The organism is Lacibacter sp. H375, from assembly GCF_037892425.1.
Lineage (GTDB): Bacteria > Bacteroidota > Bacteroidia > Chitinophagales > Chitinophagaceae > Lacibacter.
The window spans coordinates 895067-910820 of record NZ_JBBKTT010000001.1 but is presented as its reverse complement, the minus strand read 5'-3'; the positions used below and the strand labels follow the sequence as shown (position 1 = coordinate 910820).

17 protein-coding genes are annotated in these 15754 nt (G+C 37.2%); 2 read left to right on the top strand and 15 right to left on the bottom strand.

Going from position 1 to position 15754, the window contains the following annotated elements:
* Nucleotides 1–14: 14 nt before the first annotated feature.
* The 13 genes from WG954_RS03945 to WG954_RS03885 all read right to left on the bottom strand — a co-directional run bounded on the left by WG954_RS03945 (nucleotide 15) and on the right by WG954_RS03885 (nucleotide 13112).
* Nucleotides 15–1481, bottom strand: a complete 1467-nt coding sequence (locus WG954_RS03945; protein WP_340433869.1) for an APC family permease — start codon at nucleotides 1479–1481, stop codon at nucleotides 15–17.
* 27 nt (nucleotides 1482–1508) lie between these two features.
* Nucleotides 1509–2201 carry an aspartate/glutamate racemase family protein gene (locus tag WG954_RS03940; protein WP_340433867.1) on the bottom strand — a complete coding sequence of 231 codons (693 nt, stop codon included), beginning with the start codon at nucleotides 2199–2201 and terminating at the stop codon, nucleotides 1509–1511.
* Between the two features lie 5 nt (nucleotides 2202–2206).
* Nucleotides 2207–2728 (bottom strand): DinB family protein, encoded by a 522-nt coding sequence (locus WG954_RS03935; RefSeq protein ID WP_340433865.1) that lies wholly within the window; start codon nucleotides 2726–2728, stop codon nucleotides 2207–2209.
* 109 nt (nucleotides 2729–2837) lie between these two features.
* Nucleotides 2838–3380 (bottom strand): YbhB/YbcL family Raf kinase inhibitor-like protein, encoded by a 543-nt coding sequence (locus WG954_RS03930; RefSeq protein ID WP_340433863.1) that lies wholly within the window; start codon nucleotides 3378–3380, stop codon nucleotides 2838–2840.
* Nucleotides 3377–3862 carry an acyl-CoA thioesterase gene (locus WG954_RS03925; protein WP_340433861.1) on the bottom strand — a complete coding sequence of 162 codons (486 nt, stop codon included), beginning with the start codon at nucleotides 3860–3862 and terminating at the stop codon, nucleotides 3377–3379. Before WG954_RS03925 ends, WG954_RS03930 begins: the two co-directional genes overlap by 4 nt.
* A 46-nt stretch (nucleotides 3863–3908) precedes the next feature.
* Nucleotides 3909–4511 carry a TetR/AcrR family transcriptional regulator gene (locus WG954_RS03920; protein WP_340433859.1) on the bottom strand — a complete coding sequence of 201 codons (603 nt, stop codon included), beginning with the start codon at nucleotides 4509–4511 and terminating at the stop codon, nucleotides 3909–3911.
* 350 nt (nucleotides 4512–4861) lie between these two features.
* Nucleotides 4862–6268: a KAP family P-loop NTPase fold protein gene (locus tag WG954_RS03915; protein ID WP_340433857.1), complete on the bottom strand. Its 1407-nt coding sequence runs from the start codon at nucleotides 6266–6268 to the stop codon at nucleotides 4862–4864.
* 54 nt (nucleotides 6269–6322) lie between these two features.
* The gene (locus tag WG954_RS03910; protein ID WP_340433855.1) at nucleotides 6323–7078 is read right to left on the bottom strand and encodes a RipA family octameric membrane protein; all 756 of its coding nucleotides are present in this window, start codon (nucleotides 7076–7078) and stop codon (nucleotides 6323–6325) included.
* A 20-nt stretch (nucleotides 7079–7098) separates the two neighbouring features.
* Nucleotides 7099–7725, bottom strand: a complete 627-nt coding sequence (locus tag WG954_RS03905) for a hypothetical protein (protein ID WP_340433854.1) — start codon at nucleotides 7723–7725, stop codon at nucleotides 7099–7101.
* Nucleotides 7726–7817: 92 nt separating this feature from the next.
* Entirely contained in the window at nucleotides 7818–9671 is a 1854-nt protein-coding gene (locus WG954_RS03900) for a DNA/RNA helicase domain-containing protein (protein ID WP_340433853.1), read from the bottom strand.
* 32 nt (nucleotides 9672–9703) lie between these two features.
* Nucleotides 9704–10792 carry a hypothetical protein gene (locus WG954_RS03895; protein WP_340433852.1) on the bottom strand — a complete coding sequence of 363 codons (1089 nt, stop codon included), beginning with the start codon at nucleotides 10790–10792 and terminating at the stop codon, nucleotides 9704–9706.
* The gene (locus WG954_RS03890) at nucleotides 10792–11121 is read right to left on the bottom strand and encodes a nucleotide pyrophosphohydrolase (RefSeq protein ID WP_340433851.1); all 330 of its coding nucleotides are present in this window, start codon (nucleotides 11119–11121) and stop codon (nucleotides 10792–10794) included. The genes WG954_RS03895 and WG954_RS03890 overlap by 1 nt, the downstream gene beginning before the upstream one ends.
* 2 nt (nucleotides 11122–11123) lie before the next feature.
* Entirely contained in the window at nucleotides 11124–13112 is a 1989-nt protein-coding gene (locus WG954_RS03885; RefSeq protein WP_340433850.1) for a tetratricopeptide repeat protein, read from the bottom strand.
* A gap of 166 nt (nucleotides 13113–13278) precedes the next feature.
* Between WG954_RS03885 and WG954_RS03880 the strand changes: the two genes are divergently transcribed.
* Complete coding sequence (locus tag WG954_RS03880) at nucleotides 13279–14349, top strand: hypothetical protein (RefSeq protein ID WP_340433849.1); 1071 nt, start codon at nucleotides 13279–13281, stop codon at nucleotides 14347–14349.
* Nucleotides 14350–14367: 18 nt separating this feature from the next.
* A complete protein-coding gene (locus tag WG954_RS03875) occupies nucleotides 14368–14748 on the top strand; it encodes a PH domain-containing protein (protein ID WP_340433847.1) in 381 nt (126 codons plus the stop codon).
* 159 nt (nucleotides 14749–14907) lie between these two features.
* Here the strand turns inward: WG954_RS03875 and WG954_RS03870 are convergent, their stop codons facing one another.
* Both WG954_RS03870 and WG954_RS03865 read right to left on the bottom strand, forming a co-directional pair.
* Nucleotides 14908–15147 (bottom strand): hypothetical protein, encoded by a 240-nt coding sequence (locus WG954_RS03870; RefSeq protein ID WP_340433846.1) that lies wholly within the window; start codon nucleotides 15145–15147, stop codon nucleotides 14908–14910.
* 16 nt (nucleotides 15148–15163) lie between these two features.
* Nucleotides 15164–15727, bottom strand: coding sequence for a GIY-YIG nuclease family protein (locus WG954_RS03865; RefSeq protein WP_340433845.1), 564 nt, complete (start codon nucleotides 15725–15727; stop codon nucleotides 15164–15166).
* Between the last annotated feature and the right edge of the window lie 27 nt (nucleotides 15728–15754).

Sequence of the window (15754 nt, the reverse complement as noted above, 5' to 3'; positions counted from 1 at the left end):
AAGATTGGTTGATTTTATTTTTTAGAAAGCTTACTGTTCTTTGCACTATATAAAAAGTAAACCAGAAGTCCGGCAGCACTCCATATGATCAATCGAAGCCAGGTGGCACTGTCAAGGCTCAACATCAGCAAAACATTAAAGAGAAATCCCAGTGAGGCAACCCATGGCAGGTACTTCACTTTATAGGGTCGGTGAAGATCAGGCTGCTTTTTTCTGAGTATGAGTACTGCACAACAGATCATTGCAAAAGCCAGCAGTGTACCGATACTTGTCATCTTCGTTGCTTTCTCTATTGGTGTTACTGCAGCTACCAGCGATGCAATGGCGCCTAACAAAATGGTGCTTTTCCATGGGGTCTTATATTCAGGATGAATAGCAGCAAAAATTTTGGAAGGTAGCAATCCATCCTTGGCCATGTTCAGGAAAACTCTTGTTTGTGATAGTAACATCACCAGCATCACAGAAATCAAACCTACAACGGCTGCAACCGTTACTAACAACGACGCCCACCTCAAACCAACAGCTTCAAAGGCCGATGCCACCGGTGCACCCAATTCAATTGATGTATAGTTAACCATGCCTGTCAGCACCAATGAAACCAGCAGGTATAATGTGGTGCAAATGATCAATGAAGCAATAATTGCAAACGGAATGTCTTTAGTAGGATGAATAGCTTCCTGTGCCTGTGTCGACACCGCATCGAATCCGATAAAAGCAAAAAATACAATTCCTGCTGCGGTGATAACGCCGGGCATTCCATAGTGGCTCATGCCCGAACTATCCACAATTCTGTTGGGTACAAACGGCTCCCAATTGGAGGGATTGATATATGACGCTCCTGCAACAATCACAAACAAAACAGCTGCTACCTTCAATGCAACAATTAAATTATTTGCCCTTGCTGATTCTTTAATCCCTTTTACAAGAATATACGTAACAACCCATACAATCAAAGCAGCCGGCAGATTAATGGAAAAAACAGGAGCCGTAGTGCCAAGTCTTGCTGCCTCCTCTTTCGCCGTTATGGGGTCATTAAGTAACCATACAGGAAGGTTAGAGATTCCACATAAGTGCAGCAGCTTTATAAAATATTTCGACCAGCTCACTGCAACTGTAGTAGCGCCCATCATGTATTCAAGTATCAGGTTCCAGCCAACAAACCACGCAAACAATTCGCCAACCGTTCCGTAAGAATATGCATAAGCCGATCCCGAAACAGGTAAAATGCTTGCAAACTCAGCATAACACAAAGCTGCTAACAGACAACCAACCCCGGCCAATACAAACGACAAAGCCAACGCCGGTCCGGCATATTGATTAGCTGCTACACCTGTTAAAACGAAAATGCCACCACCAATAACTGCTCCAACCCCAATGGCGGTTAACTCCCATTTACCCAATGTTCTTTTTAACTGGCTTGTCTTGATGTCATCGTTATAAGCAGCAAGAGGCTTTCGCCGTAGAAATTTTCTGAAATACATGTTACTTCTTTAATCAATGAACGTCATTTACTGTAAGGCAAAATCAACAGCTGCTTTTGCATGAATCTGCGTGGTATTAAAAACAGGTACAGGCAGATCGGCTTGTTGAATAATGAGTGGAATTTCAGTACATCCTAATACAATTCCTTCCGCACCTTCCGCAATTAACCTGTTGGCAATCGTCAAATAGTTTTTTTTGGTTTCTTCTGACAGGATTCCTCTGCCTAACTCATGCACAAGCGTTTCTTCTATATAATCCCTGTCTGTTTTATTTGAAGGTGTTAGAACTTCAATATCACTTGCTGAAAGTTTCTCTTTGTAAAAATCAAGTTCCATTGTATAGGATGTTCCCATCAATCCAACTTTTTTAAGTCCCTTTTCATGAATGGCATTAGAGGTAGCTTCCCTTATATCAATCAGCGGCAGCTGTACACATGCACGAATTCTGTCTGCAACAATATGCGCTGTGTTTGCACCTAACAGAAGTACCTCGGCACCCGCTTGTTCTAAATGCAACGCAGCCTTTAATAATAATTCGAATGTGGCATCCCAGTTGTAGGCAGCATTACTTTTTCTGAAATGCTCAAAGTTTACAGAATAGATAATGCATTCGGCAAAGTTTAAACTGCCAAGCACCTTATTTGTTTCCTCATTAATAAAACGGTAATAGTCAATGGTTGAAGTCCAGCTGATACCACCTACAAGTCCGATTGTTTTCATTGTATTTATTTTACTATACTTACAAATTCCATAAATGGCCCCATGGCATGTTTGTATTGCTTTGCCATTACTCTTGCTATCTGTGAAAGATGATTCAGATCGTGGGCGGCCCAGCCGGCAAGTAATTCAGCAAGTGTTACTTCTCCGATTTTTGGATGTATCCCCGTTTTCTTAAAATCACTTTCTGTGAGCTCAAAGGCAAGTAATTTTTTGATATTCTCTCTTCTGAGTTGTTGAAACTCCTGTAATAACTCAGCTATACTCTTCCCCTTATTCAGTTCAAACTGGGCCGTCATATCAATAAGAGGAAATAATTTGTTATCAGATGCAGAAAGAATGATTTCTGTTCGGGTAATAAAATCTGTTTTCTCACAAACAATTAAATGCCCAACCACATCAAAAGCACTCCAGGTATGTTCGCCTTCATTGGCATATATCCAGTCCCGTGAAAGACCATGAAGCAATACATAAAGCGTTTCAGGTGTTGCCTCAATAATTTTAAGCGTCTCCTCTAATTCAAATTTCATTGGCGTATTCTTTTATAAATTACCTGCAGTCGGTCTTTTCATGGCTGTACATAAGTGTTCAGACAAACCATTTCTTTTCTTCCAAAAATGGTCTGCTGCCATCATTCACTCATGAGTGCTTATAGTAAAATAATAGGGATGCTTTTTGTATTGTGTGCTCATGCAGGTAATACCCAACCATTGCCGGGCTTGCGTTTTCATCCAGTCCAAGTTTCTCCACCTTTAAAGCATATACAGTGATCACATACCGGTGAAACCCGCTGCCGGCAGGAGGGCAGGGCCCGCTATAACCTTCCCGGCCAAAATCTGTTTTGCTTTGTACCGAACCTTTTGGCGCCAGTTTGCTTTTACTATTACCTGCATCTGATGAAAGTTCAGTAACAGACTTATTGATATCAAATATCAACCAATGCCACCAGCCACTGCCGGTTGGCGCATCCTCATCATACATGGTAACCGCAAAACTTTTCGTACCGGCCGGTGCCTGTTCCCAATATAATTGAGGAGAGATATTTTCACCGGTACATCCAAATCCCGGAAGTATCTGCTTTTGCGTTGCCTGTCCACCTAAATCTCTCGACTTAAGTGTAAAGGTTTGTGAGCTGCATACTTTTCCCGCAAGAACAGCAACAACTAATAGTAATGGTATCATGTGGTTTGTTTTAAACTTTTTATCCTTGTTTCAAAATCCATAGCAGCAGGCAGCGGGTTTACTACCTGCCCGAACAGCTGCAGCAATTCATCTGAATGCGCATAACTTTTTTGTGCCTTTAAATGATAATGCACAAGCTTCGTCCACATCACAGCCTTTAAGATGGTCTTGCTGTTGTTCCACATAAACGCTTCAAGCAGCAAACTCTTTTCAGAAAATGCCAGTAGTTGAGTTTGTATCACCACCTCTTCCATCAGGTAGGCGGGATACAGATAAGAGATCTGTGTTTGGGCCGATACCCAGCCAATGCCCTGCTCCGCCGCCAGTTTGTAAATATCAAGCTGGTAGTTATCCAGCAACTGATCACCTCTGGCAGTTACGATATAATCGATATACCGTGAGTTGTTCAAATGATTGTAAGGGTCACAATCATGAAAGCGGATTTTCTTTTTACTTTCTAAAACCTTTTTCAGTTCAGTCATACATTTTTTATTTTATACCAATCGGTATATTTTAGTGCAAAAAAAATCAAACACGTAAATCGTTAATCAGTTGCTGCAGGTAGTCCATTGCTATTTTTAACTCCGTGGATTTTCCCGTTACCTTGGCCTGCATAATGGCGCCTTCAATAATCGACATCATAATAACTGCAACCGCAGTGGCATTTGTTCCCGCCTTAATTTCCTTACGTTCAATTCCTCTTTTCACCTGGTTCTCAATCGACTTTTTCCAGAAGGCCAAAGCTTCCGCCGCCCTCGCTCTTAACATGGGGTGCGTATCATCCGCTTCAGTTGATGTATTTAAAATCGGACAGCCGGGTTGCAGAAAAGGGATCTTTAAAAAATCCCTGTATACTTTCGGATAAGCCAGCAACCGGTCAATGGAATGTTCCGATGCCAGTATCTTCGCTTTCATATACGCAGTTATCCTTGCAAAGTTGTAGTCAAACGCCGCCAGCGCCACTTCATCTTTGTTCTCAAAGTTTCCATAAATACTTCCTTTCGTTAATCCGGTTGCTTTTGTGAGGTCGGTAAGTGAGGTACCGGCAAAACCCTTTGCATTGAAAACAGGGGCTGTTTTCTCAATGATAAATTGCTTCGTCCGTTCCGATTTTGAAAGTGCATCGTTCATAGCAAAACAAATATAGGAAAATAAATACCGATTGGTATATTTTTTTTAATGGTTGCATTTTAAAAAGAAAAATCCTCCCGTCTGCTGGCATAGTTACAACCACCTTCAATCACTGGTTCTTTTTACTAACAGCATTTTTCCGGAACACCTCAGCAATATTGCTCCAATGGGCTGAACAATTAATAATCCATATCATTCATATATAAGTGAACTGGCCAGCGTAATACGTTTTTAACTGCTCGAAATTTTCGTTGAGTTGCAGTTTTATAATTTCACCTCGGCCACCGTTTCCAAAAAGGAAATAGTTTAACCATTTCCCTCGGCTCTTGTTTCTGCTTCTTTCTAAATTCTTATTTTATTTCTTCTAGCAAATCAATACGATATATCAAATGATCAATACCAATGTTATAAAAGTCCTTATATCTATAAGATTCTAAATATCGTAAAAGTAATGAGTCTGAATCGTCAGTCTTAATTGATGATTTTATATTCAGCCTGAATTTATAATCAGGTTGTTGAATCAATAACTTAATACTAGATTGTTTTTGTTTTAAATAATTATAATAAGTAAGAATCAGTAAAGACTCTATTTTTGAAAAATAGTTTGAATATTCTTCAGTATTTAAAAAGGGGAGTAGTATGCAAGTATTATCAACAAATTGTTGCAAATCATATTTTCTAAGTTTAATCTGTTGATATATTTTATTATTGTAGTCTTTTAGATAAATTAAAAACAGAAAAGTACTTGGAAAAATATAATTATCCTTGCTAAATAAGTTAAGTGCAAGTCTTGAGTACGAAAAAAGTTTTTCAACTTGTCTGAGTGTCAAATTCTTTTCTTCAAGCAGTAGAGAAGAAAACTCATAAAATGACTTGCCGTCATTATGAAATTCTGTTATGAAATTTCTTTCTGTCGACTTAAAGAATGAGTCAAAATCATAGTAATGAAATAAATACTTACAAAAGGCACTAATGGTTGGATTAGGAAGGCTATATTCAACATCAATAAATCTTCGAAGATATTCATTAACATTTATTTGCTCGCTACCGTAGACACCCCTTACCGCATTCCCTAGTTGTTCTTTGTCAATTGATAAAACAAAAACAATTCCAGGTACACTAAAAAAATGTTTCATTTGTTCTAAAACTTCCACTGCATAACTTGGTCGACATCTATCTAACTCATCAATGATAAAAATTATTGGTTTTGCTTTGGCACTCTCACTAATGTATTTTTCTAACTCTCTTTTAAATTCAACAATCCCATCTTTCTTGGTTGTATATGCATTAATCTCGTCTTCAAGAAGAGCGGTGGCACCTTTAGCGCTCGCTTCAAGAAGGTCTGCTAAATCTTCTTTTCCAGTATGTTTTTTTATTAAATATTTTATTAAGGCCGGAACGATGTTTTTTGTAAGGATAGAACCTTTTTCTAATAAACTTTTAAAAGCAGTTTTTTGTGTTTCAGGAAATAGTTTCTTCAGTTCACCAAGCAATGCAGCTAGTGGATCAATCTCAAAGTCATTTTCCCAAGCATTAAAATATAGAGTATGGAAATGCTGATTCTTCAAGTGTTGTTCCCACATTTTTACAAATGTGGTCTTGCCTGTTCCCCATTCATTGTTAATGGCTAAAACAAATCCATCTTCATAGGTGCTTACAATGCTAGTAAGTACTTCTGCATACTTTTTCCTTTCGAGTCTGCAATGTTCAAAAGGTTTCTCAGATGTAATCGTAAGTTCTTTATGTTTTATTTGCATTTACGGAGCCATTAAATGGTTAGACAAATAGTATAATAAGTTTTATAGATTTCTTTATTGTAAAGGGAATGTGGTACTTATTTTTCCATTTGCGTAGTTGCTATTTACTTCTTTTAATTTTTCTTTTCCTAAATCAGCAATAGACTGTTTGTAATTCTCATAAACACTTCCATTTCTCCAGAAAAGGAAAATATAAGCCAGAATGATAAAGTAGAATATAGAGAGTTTTATAGTGAATATCCAATTTGGGGTCGATGATAATAGACCAAGTGATTCATTAAACCAACATAAAACCGAAATTATTAAAATTATATCCCAAACAAGAAAAGTGATTTTTGAAACTGAAAACCTTCGAGCCTTAGTCAATAGATTATCATCTTTTGCTAAGATTGAAGCATCGATAAAAAACCATTCGTTTCTATCGTCGTCTTTATAATGTTTATATAACCACGAATTGAGAGTTTCATCATCAAACTTTTTTAACCTTGTCAATTCAAGATTTAGGGCAGCTTCTCTATTCATAGTCATATATTCCCAACGCTCTTGCCAGTATTTACTACCTCTGTTCATAAGGCATTGTGCTAAAACAGTAAGACATGTTAAGAAAGCAATAGTAACAGGAGGAAAATTTTCATTATAATCCACCTTCAACTTATAGTAAGCTGCTATTTCTGCAATGATCAAAGCACCGAAAAACCAACTTCTCTTCCAAAATAGATCTATTTCAAAGTTCCTTTGCTTTAAAGCATTCTCAAATTCAGTCTTCTTTTTATAGTCTAGTGCTTCTTGGCTCGCTGATTTTGGATTCATTATAATTTAAATTGTTGGGTTTACTTGAAGGCATTCAATCTGATATAACTTGCTGGATGATTTGTAATTGCATTTATTTCTCCTGATTTTATCCATTGTTCTATGTGCGAATTATGATTGCTTCCGCAATTCAGTAACAAGTTACCTTTTTTATTATTTCGAATTTTATGTCCAAACAATGTTTGAATAAAGTGTTTTGATCGTCCTAGTTGCAGAGGATGATTTACAATAGAATTTGCATCAAATAAACTTTGGTCAAAAAGATCACATTCAATTTTATTTAACATACCACGGCATTCAACTCCGTAAATATTAGTGATCAATAATTCTTTTAATGAATTAGCGAATTCGGGGCATGTATTAGTTTGTTGATTATTTATATTACCATCATTAAATTCCTCATAATATGTTTCATCACTTTCATCCCATTCAAAGCCACCCTCATGACTTTCAACGCCAATCACCTCTACACTCGCAAATTTGATTAATTCTCGGGCATTTAAAACATTGATTTTAATAGATTGATCATGATGCTTTTCATCTATTAGAAAAACAATTGGCGGACCTTCTATCACTTGAAGTATATCTAAATGACCCACAATGTTTAATGTATGTTGTATCCCTAAGTCATCCAATTCAAATTGCATAAGATGTGTTTGTTACAATGATGAATATAACCTGCAGTAAATATTATATTCAACTTGGATTAATCAATTGACTACCTAAAATAAATGTTTTTTTAAAGAGCACTTCTTAAGTATCGCTCAAGCTCTTTATCTACACAATACACATAACAACCCTTCATTCCTCTTGTCATCAAAGTCCGGTAAGTATTTTTTATCAAGGAACGTAATGTTGCCTTTGCTTCTTCCGGGTGTCGTTCCATATATTTCTTGTAGCCAAAAACAGATTTATCTCCCTTCGCTCTTGCTGCAGGTTGAGTTAACACTTTGCCGTCCTTGTAAATTAAATCCGGCCCAATCACCACGCCAATATAATCAACCTCTAAGCCCTGGCAAGTGTGAATACACCCTATTTGGTTAATCGATTCTGGGCTAATGATCCAAAGACTGCCATCCGTTGTTAAGTTCCACTGCATTTTAAAATCATATTCTGGCAGCACCACATCGTACAACTGCGGGTTCTTTTTGCTGTTCCATTCCCAGCAATACCCTGCCACCATTCTCGATTTGTTGTTGATCTTGTTTTTCTCCTCAATAGCTGCACGCATTTCATTCGGGTCAGAGAAAACTTTAAAGTCATAATCAATCCCATCAAGTGATGTATTTGCCGTTTCTCGAATATCAAGGATATGATCAAGAAATGCCAGATATCCATCCGACCCATTACAACGAAATTGAGAGGAAAGCTCCATCTCTACAATTTCTGCATCCACCCTCGAGGCCCATTTATAAATTTCCTTGAACGAACCAATATCATTTAACGTTACCCGCTGGTCTTCATCCAAAAAGAAAATGGAACACTTAGCAGCATCAATAATTTCCTTGATCTGGTTTTCTCCTAAATTAGCATACAAGCCTGATTTCTGATTTAACCGGTGTGCTTCATCAACAATCAATGTATCAAACGTATTAGCCCCGGTACTAATGAAAGCACCCGAACCACTGAACATGTTAGAGATAACTGTCTTCTTAAATGTACCCGTCAGCTTATTTTCATAAACAGAACGGGGTGCTGCATTCTTGGAAACATATTGTGCAAGAAGTCCACGTTTTGTAAGCTCTACCAAAAGATTAATAGCAACAACACTCTTTCCGGTTCCAGGCCCTCCTTTTACGATCAGCACTTTTTTCTTCTTCTCACTTGCCTTAACGGACAAAGAAATCCCCGTTTCATAAACAATTTTCTGGTCATCGATCATCACAAATTCAGAATTGCCTTTCAGCATCGAAACCATACTGTCAGCAAGCATCTTCGATGGTCTTATCTTACCCTGGTCAATTCGGTAAAGTATGTTTGTCTTATCTCCATGTTTTACAAACTGTTTAATAAAGTTGCGTAGCTTAACAGCATCACCTCTTAAAAACACAGGAGCTTTATCAATATAATCTTGGTAACATTCATTCGTGATAACATCATCTGCTATATAGTTATGTAAATAGGCACAGGGTTGCAGTTGAATTTTTTCTTCTTCAATAGTCTGGTTAAAATTCTGCAGTAAGCTGGCATAAGACCATGCCTGGTAAGCAGGGTGGGTGAGTTCACGGATATTTCCACCAACAAATGAATTGATAACACCATCCTTATCCGAAAGCGTTGCTTCGCTCCATTGCTTTAACTCAACAAGGATTGCATACTCTTCATTGTCATTTCCGAGTCCGGTCAAAATAAAATCAATTCGCTTGGCAGATTGTGGAAGCTGGTATTCAATAGCCACGCCGCAGTCATCCGGCAATTCAGAATCATTGAGGACTTTATCCATGTAAATCATGGAATTCTTCCAGGCAGTTATCTCCTGTTTTGAAGTACTTTGCTTTAAGTTTTTTTTGAAAAACTCTAGTATTTTTAAATCAATCCGATCGTCTAAAACGTCGTCAGAAAACTCAGCTTTGGTAGCTTGGTATACAATCATGGTTGGCGGTGTGTTTTTGGGTTATAGCAAGTCTAAATGAAGCTATTTCTGGTACCTATGCCAACAATTCCATCATTGTCACGATAGGCCATTTCAATTTTAAGTGAATTTATAAAATTTATGTATTCTTTTTGTGTTGGTTTTCTTGAAGTCACAAGCAGGTTTGTATTATTTAGTTCTAATATATTTCTTTCGTTTTGGAAATTCTGGATTTCAAAATAATTGTATTCAAAAAGCTGTGCTATTGCTTTTCGCATTTGGCTTCTGAAATTTCTATTCTCCAGACTTTTTACTTCTACCAAAAACGACTCATCATTTTTTATAGCAAATAAGTCAACATATTTATTTGAATATGTTTCGAAGCCTTTATCCTTAAAAAAAAGTAAAGTCCTTTGCAATGTTTCAAAATGTTCTTTCTCAGCCCTTTCAAGTAACGTCAGGTCTTTTGTTGTTGTAACACTTTTCTTATTTATAATTTTTTGTTGCACCTCATCACTAACAGAGAGTGAAGTCGCTTTTCTAAAAATTTCTTCGGCTAGTTCAACTTTTTCAAGTGGCGAATTAGTTTGAACCTCATCATTTTCATTGTCAAAAACAGAAAACACCTTTGGTTTTTGAAATAGTAGTGCGGAATTAACTGACTTTAAAATAGAAAACGAGCCCATTTGGTTAAATCCTGGCAGTTCTCTCAAAGGGATTCCATTCTGCAACAACTTATTGATAAGCTCAGCTGTTCGTTCTCTTTTATTTAGTGTTTGGGAATCCCATGTATCATCAACTATTACATCTGTAAAAAATGTTATTTCAGAAAAATTGAAATGATACGGGTACATCAATTGCTGGTTTTCAAACTCTTCTATCCAAAGCAATTCTTTAGTTTCAAACTTTATGTTGCCTACAATTCCAAATCCAATAACACATGAGGTTCCTTTCTTTATAAATTTCGAATCCTCTGCTTTGGAATGAAAACAAACGATATCACCTGTTTGAATTTTTTTCCAGGACTTATAATTTTTGTCATTAAATCCCCATTGCATAAATCGCAAGGCAGTTAGAAAATTTTCGGGGGTGCCGGTTATTTTATAAAGGGATTTATATTTTAGTAATGCTTCAAGCTGCATCAGAGTTCATTATACTTTTTTGCATTTCCCTTCGCTTTATCAACAGGATACTTCTCGTTATTCTTCTCCAGCTTATCCAAAATAATTTGCTTCACATCCAATTGATATTTCTCCGTAAGTAACAATGCATACATAAGCACATCAGCCAGCTCCTCTTTAACCTTCGTCGTATCTGCCTGCTCCGCTTCTTTCCATAAAAACAGTTCCAGCAATTCACCGGCCTCAACGTTTAATGCTAATGCTAAATCTTTTGCATTATGAAACTGTTCCCAATCACGGTCATTTCTAAAAGCAAGAATCTTCTCAGTAAGTAATTGCAGGTCGCTCATAACTATTTCTTTGCATGGTACATTTGCTCAGCCAGCTTATACTCGTCATCAAATGGCAAGCCTAATTGCCCCAACATTTCTGGCACAGCTAGTTTCCAGCTAACATAATAATACGCTAAAAGATGATAACCCGAAAATTCTTTGCCCTGAATTGAAGGTACACTATACACATTCCCCTCCTCCGGGTTAATACCTTGTGTTCCCAGCATGGCTATATCAAAAGCAATCGCTTTGATCTTGTCTTTACCCATCCCTTCAAAATAACCCAATGCATCAACCATATACATCAGTACAGCAGGGTTGGTGCCCTTGCTTTGTTCGTTCTCTTGAAATCTATTCATTTCCCGTTCCTTCAGGTTTGTATCCTGTTCAAGCCCTAACGGGTCTTTATCTAACGATTCAAGAAAACTGTCAACATCTTTCGGTCGCTTACGAAAATCCTGCTCGTCTATTAATTGAAAATACTTTTCTAATCCAAGGTCTTCGCCCCAATGCTGTATAATTTCATATTCTTCACCGGGCTCTTTATCTGCCCTGTAGTCTAAATACTCTTCCCATAAGGCCTCTGCTTGTTTTTGCTCTTTTAAAGTTGCGTCAAAAGCTTTCAGTAAGTCTACGCCAAACAAATCTTTAAACTGTATCGCATTCAGCATATTTAAAACTTTCGATGCAGAAAGTATAAACGCCGGGCTATACTGTACCACACGTTTATCAGTCACAGCATTCTTGCCTTCTTCTATTAACCTGTGTACCGATAAAAACTGGTACGGCCGTAACGCTTCATATTTGCTAAACAAATAATCTTCAATAAACAGGTCTGTAGGCGCATTAAAAATCTGGTTACAAATACCGTTATACAAAGCATCCATGAATCCGGCAATACTTTCCTCACTCATGCCTGTACCTGCCAACCTTCGCATATCTTTTGCATAATCCCGTTTAAAATGCAAACGCATATCCCCGCCGGCAGTAAAAAGCATATTATTATTAACTGCACGGGCATCAGTCATAAAATCCAGGTGCACTAGCTCATGCATCATCAAATGAGCTACGACCTCATATCCGGGTTTGTATTTAATAAAGTGGAAATCACGGTTATAGTTTTCTGCAAATTCAATCTTTGCCGCTGTAGCAATACTTTGGTCTGCTTCTGCACGTATAGGTAATCCTGCTTTTTTCTCAAGCGCTGTTTTATAGCCTTCAAAAATATGGTTCCCCTTTTCTGAATCGCAATAGGCTTCTGCAATAGTTGCTGCCAGGCTGTAACTGTTACGGTAGAGCTGGTCACTGCTGCTCTTACAGCTTTTCAAACTCTTAATCGCAAAATCAAAAGCAATCAATGGACTTCCAATTTCATGGTACGCATAAGCCAGCCCATACGTAGTATTGGGGTATTGATCATTTATGGCAAACGCTTTTTCAAAATAACCTGCTGCCTCTTCATATTTATGCAGTTGCAGTAAAAAAGCACCGATATTGTTCATCGCAATATAATCGCTTGGGTTATGTTCAAGTACCTTGTTATAAAACGTCATAGCAGTAGCTACATCATCTTTATAACGGCCATAGATATTCCCCATCATCAACAAAGCATAGCCGTTTTTCGGATCCCACCTTAATGCATCAATTAATGAGTTGATCGCTGCGTCTTGATTTCCTTGCTCTGATAGTATCTGTCCGTAAATGCGATGATATTCCGAATTGGTAGGATTAGCCGCAATCAGCTTTGTTAAAATAAGAATCGCATCACTAAATTTACCTTTATCACACAATGAAACAACCTCTCTGTAGTCAGCATCCTGGTTTAGAATACTGGAAGTATCAACATCAACGATAACCAGGTCTCCATTTATAGTAACTGTTGGTTTAAACGCTCCATAAGTATAGTATCGGGCAACTTCATCCTTTAAAATCTCGAGATTATTTCTAGAAGTCTTAAACCCCGGAAAAAGCTCGCCTAAAAAATCATCTATCTTATGTAAAATCTGCATGTAAATCAATTTGGAATCAGGCAAATTTAATGTTCTTGCGAGAATCAGTCGGTTTAATAAAATTCGGAAGTTTAAAAGGTTAATCAGTACACATACTGCGTTTTAATACGCACCTGTAATTGAAAATGATACGCTTATCCTTAAATTTCATTTTTTAAAAAACAGTTTGTATAATTACAGCCTATTTAAGTACCCTAAATCCAAAATCATGAAAAAAACCACAGCGTTACACCTGTTATTTCTGCTTACTTCTCTTAATCTTTTTGCTCAATCCCCGGTCGAAGTTGCAGATAATACAATCAAAATAGGTGCTTTTGGTGAACAAATCCTTTATTATGGCTTCGCAGAAGGTGATCAACTGGTATTCAATTTCCAGGAAATGAATGGCAAGGAATTGAAAGAAGTTGAAATCATTGAAATGCCTGGTTCTTCCAAGTTCATGGACTATAAATCCAAAAAAATCCAAAACAAAACCATCACAATAAATCACACAGGTATTTATAAATTTCGCTTTTCCAACTCAGCCATCGGAGGCAGGGTATGTAAAATTAATATTCAACGGATACCTGGCTCACAGGAAACAGCAAAGTTTAATTCCTCTGTTTATTGGAAAACTGTCTATGACACCATTATCACGCCAAAAGAAGAACTCTATATTGCAAGCAGCGATACATCAATCGAAACAATAACTGATCAGATAGCAAAAGTCTCATCAACCTCGGCGTTAAATGGAAATACCAATAAAACAGTTGTCGATTTTACATTGCCGCAAGGAACAGTTTCATGGAGTTACTATATTGGAGTAGGCATTGAAGGTCAGGAAGCTTACCAAAAAGGTCAATCAGAATTTATAAAAACAGCAGCTTATAAAGCCTCCTCGGTTCCAGGCTATGGTATTATGGGTGCACTGGCACTTTTTGGTTTCAACGCATTCCAAAAAGCGCAGGGTGGCGATAACGTAAAGTATAGGTTTATTAGTAATTGGGAAAACGTACTAGCCTTTATGAAAGACCAAACGTATTATCAATACAAACAAGGCGATGTAATAAACGATGCTTCCAAAATGACGGCCCCATTGGTTGGTAAAGTATACCTTGGTTTATACAACGACAATGTAATGGATGCAATCCAGGTAAATATAAAGGTCAATGCTGTGGTTGTAAAAAATCAAATAGCAAAAAGAATTGTAGACGACATGAAAATAAATCAAAGCCAGGTAGCATATTTAAAAAACTAAAAACACAAATCAAACAAAATGGGTCTTCTTTCCGCACTCATGGGTAACGCTGGTTCAGTCAGTAATGATGATTTACAAAAACAGTACGGGAAACTGCTCATTCAAAACGAACAGATTGAATTGGGCTTCAAACTCATCCGTGACACATTCATCTTTACCAACAAGCGTTTTATTATTATCGATGTGCAAGGCATCACAGGGAGTAAGGTCGAGTATAAATCGCTCACCTATAAAAGCATTTCCAAATTCAGTATCGAAACTTCTGGCACATTCGATCTTGATGCTGAATTAAAGATTTGGGTCTCCAGTGAAGCAACCCCAAGCATCAGTAAAAAATTCAATAAATCGGTGGATGTGTATGAAGTGCAAAAATTACTGGCAAGTCATGTATTAGGATAACACATTAAGTCATACTTCACCCGGGGTCTGGCCTTAGCCGACCCCCCGGGACTTACAATCTATCGCAACTCAACAACATAACTAACGGGAATGCATAGTCGATTCTTTCTTTTCGTATCCATTCGTGAAATTCGTGGCTACTTATCTGTATTTAATTTTTTAAATATCAATCTTCTCCAAATAAGGCTTCATCTTCTCCGCATTGGTACTCGCAAAAGAATAAAAAGACTTGCGCATATTATACTCTTTGTGCCATTCTACTTCCACATAAAATGAATCGATCTGGTAAAGCTTGTAACGGTTCACCTCATCTTCACGTTCTGCCACCAATGCACCATGCTCCCAAACGGCTTCCAGCTGCTCTAATTCATCGAGCCTGTTAAATTGATAAAGTGTCATGGACTGTTAAGATCTATCATTTAGTTAAATAAAGCTTCATATACTCTTTGATAATCTTAAGTTCCTTTAATTTCAAATTAAACCATTCTCCCCTTTTCCTTTTATCAGAAAACATTCGATGCAATTCCTTTTCCACTTTTGCAGGTGCATGCCAAGTTACAACTAATACAACTTCGGGTTCATCCGCCTGAAGTGTTTTTTCCCTAAAACCAAGGGTTTTGCTTTTTCCTATCTTAATATAATTGTTTCGTTTATTTAGCATTAAATACACATGATCGCCTGAAAATTCAGTTTCTGTTTCATTTTTCGAAGAATAAAATATATCTCGGTAAAGCTGTAATCGATCCAACAAATTAATTTTTATTACACCTCGTTTATGTGGAGCAAAGAAGATCGGATTCTCAAGCTTGTCAAAAGTGAAATTATCAACAGTTATAAAATTAATTTTCTCCATCATTGTCCTTAACTGACTTTGAAAAGTGTTAGATGAATCAATTGAATCTACTTCCTCATAGTTGTGGGCAAGAAAATTGCAAAAATAAAACAACACATAATCATGATGCTTGGTAGATAAAGACATTGTTAAACAATCACCTTCAAGCTCTGT

What these genes read in the sequence shown, in the direction of transcription:
- WG954_RS03945 (WP_340433869.1), bottom strand. Translation starts at nt 1,481, where the DNA reads ATGTATTTCAGAAAATTTCTACGGCGAAAGCCTCTTGCTGCTTATAAC.
- WG954_RS03940 (WP_340433867.1), bottom strand. Translation starts at nt 2,201, where the DNA reads ATGAAAACAATCGGACTTGTAGGTGGTATCAGCTGGACTTCAACCATT.
- WG954_RS03935 (WP_340433865.1), bottom strand. Translation starts at nt 2,728, where the DNA reads ATGAAATTTGAATTAGAGGAGACGCTTAAAATTATTGAGGCAACACCT.
- WG954_RS03930 (WP_340433863.1), bottom strand. Translation starts at nt 3,380, where the DNA reads ATGATACCATTACTATTAGTTGTTGCTGTTCTTGCGGGAAAAGTATGC.
- WG954_RS03925 (WP_340433861.1), bottom strand. Translation starts at nt 3,862, where the DNA reads ATGACTGAACTGAAAAAGGTTTTAGAAAGTAAAAAGAAAATCCGCTTT.
- WG954_RS03920 (WP_340433859.1), bottom strand. Translation starts at nt 4,511, where the DNA reads ATGAACGATGCACTTTCAAAATCGGAACGGACGAAGCAATTTATCATT.
- WG954_RS03915 (WP_340433857.1), bottom strand. Translation starts at nt 6,268, where the DNA reads ATGCAAATAAAACATAAAGAACTTACGATTACATCTGAGAAACCTTTT.
- WG954_RS03910 (WP_340433855.1), bottom strand. Translation starts at nt 7,078, where the DNA reads ATGAATCCAAAATCAGCGAGCCAAGAAGCACTAGACTATAAAAAGAAG.
- WG954_RS03905 (WP_340433854.1), bottom strand. Translation starts at nt 7,725, where the DNA reads ATGCAATTTGAATTGGATGACTTAGGGATACAACATACATTAAACATT.
- WG954_RS03900 (WP_340433853.1), bottom strand. Translation starts at nt 9,671, where the DNA reads ATGATTGTATACCAAGCTACCAAAGCTGAGTTTTCTGACGACGTTTTA.
- WG954_RS03895 (WP_340433852.1), bottom strand. Translation starts at nt 10,792, where the DNA reads ATGCAGCTTGAAGCATTACTAAAATATAAATCCCTTTATAAAATAACC.
- WG954_RS03890 (WP_340433851.1), bottom strand. Translation starts at nt 11,121, where the DNA reads ATGAGCGACCTGCAATTACTTACTGAGAAGATTCTTGCTTTTAGAAAT.
- WG954_RS03885 (WP_340433850.1), bottom strand. Translation starts at nt 13,112, where the DNA reads ATGCAGATTTTACATAAGATAGATGATTTTTTAGGCGAGCTTTTTCCG.
- WG954_RS03875 (WP_340433847.1), top strand. Translation starts at nt 14,368, where the DNA reads ATGGGTCTTCTTTCCGCACTCATGGGTAACGCTGGTTCAGTCAGTAAT.
- WG954_RS03870 (WP_340433846.1), bottom strand. Translation starts at nt 15,147, where the DNA reads ATGACACTTTATCAATTTAACAGGCTCGATGAATTAGAGCAGCTGGAA.
- WG954_RS03865 (WP_340433845.1), bottom strand. Translation starts at nt 15,727, where the DNA reads ATGTCTTTATCTACCAAGCATCATGATTATGTGTTGTTTTATTTTTGC.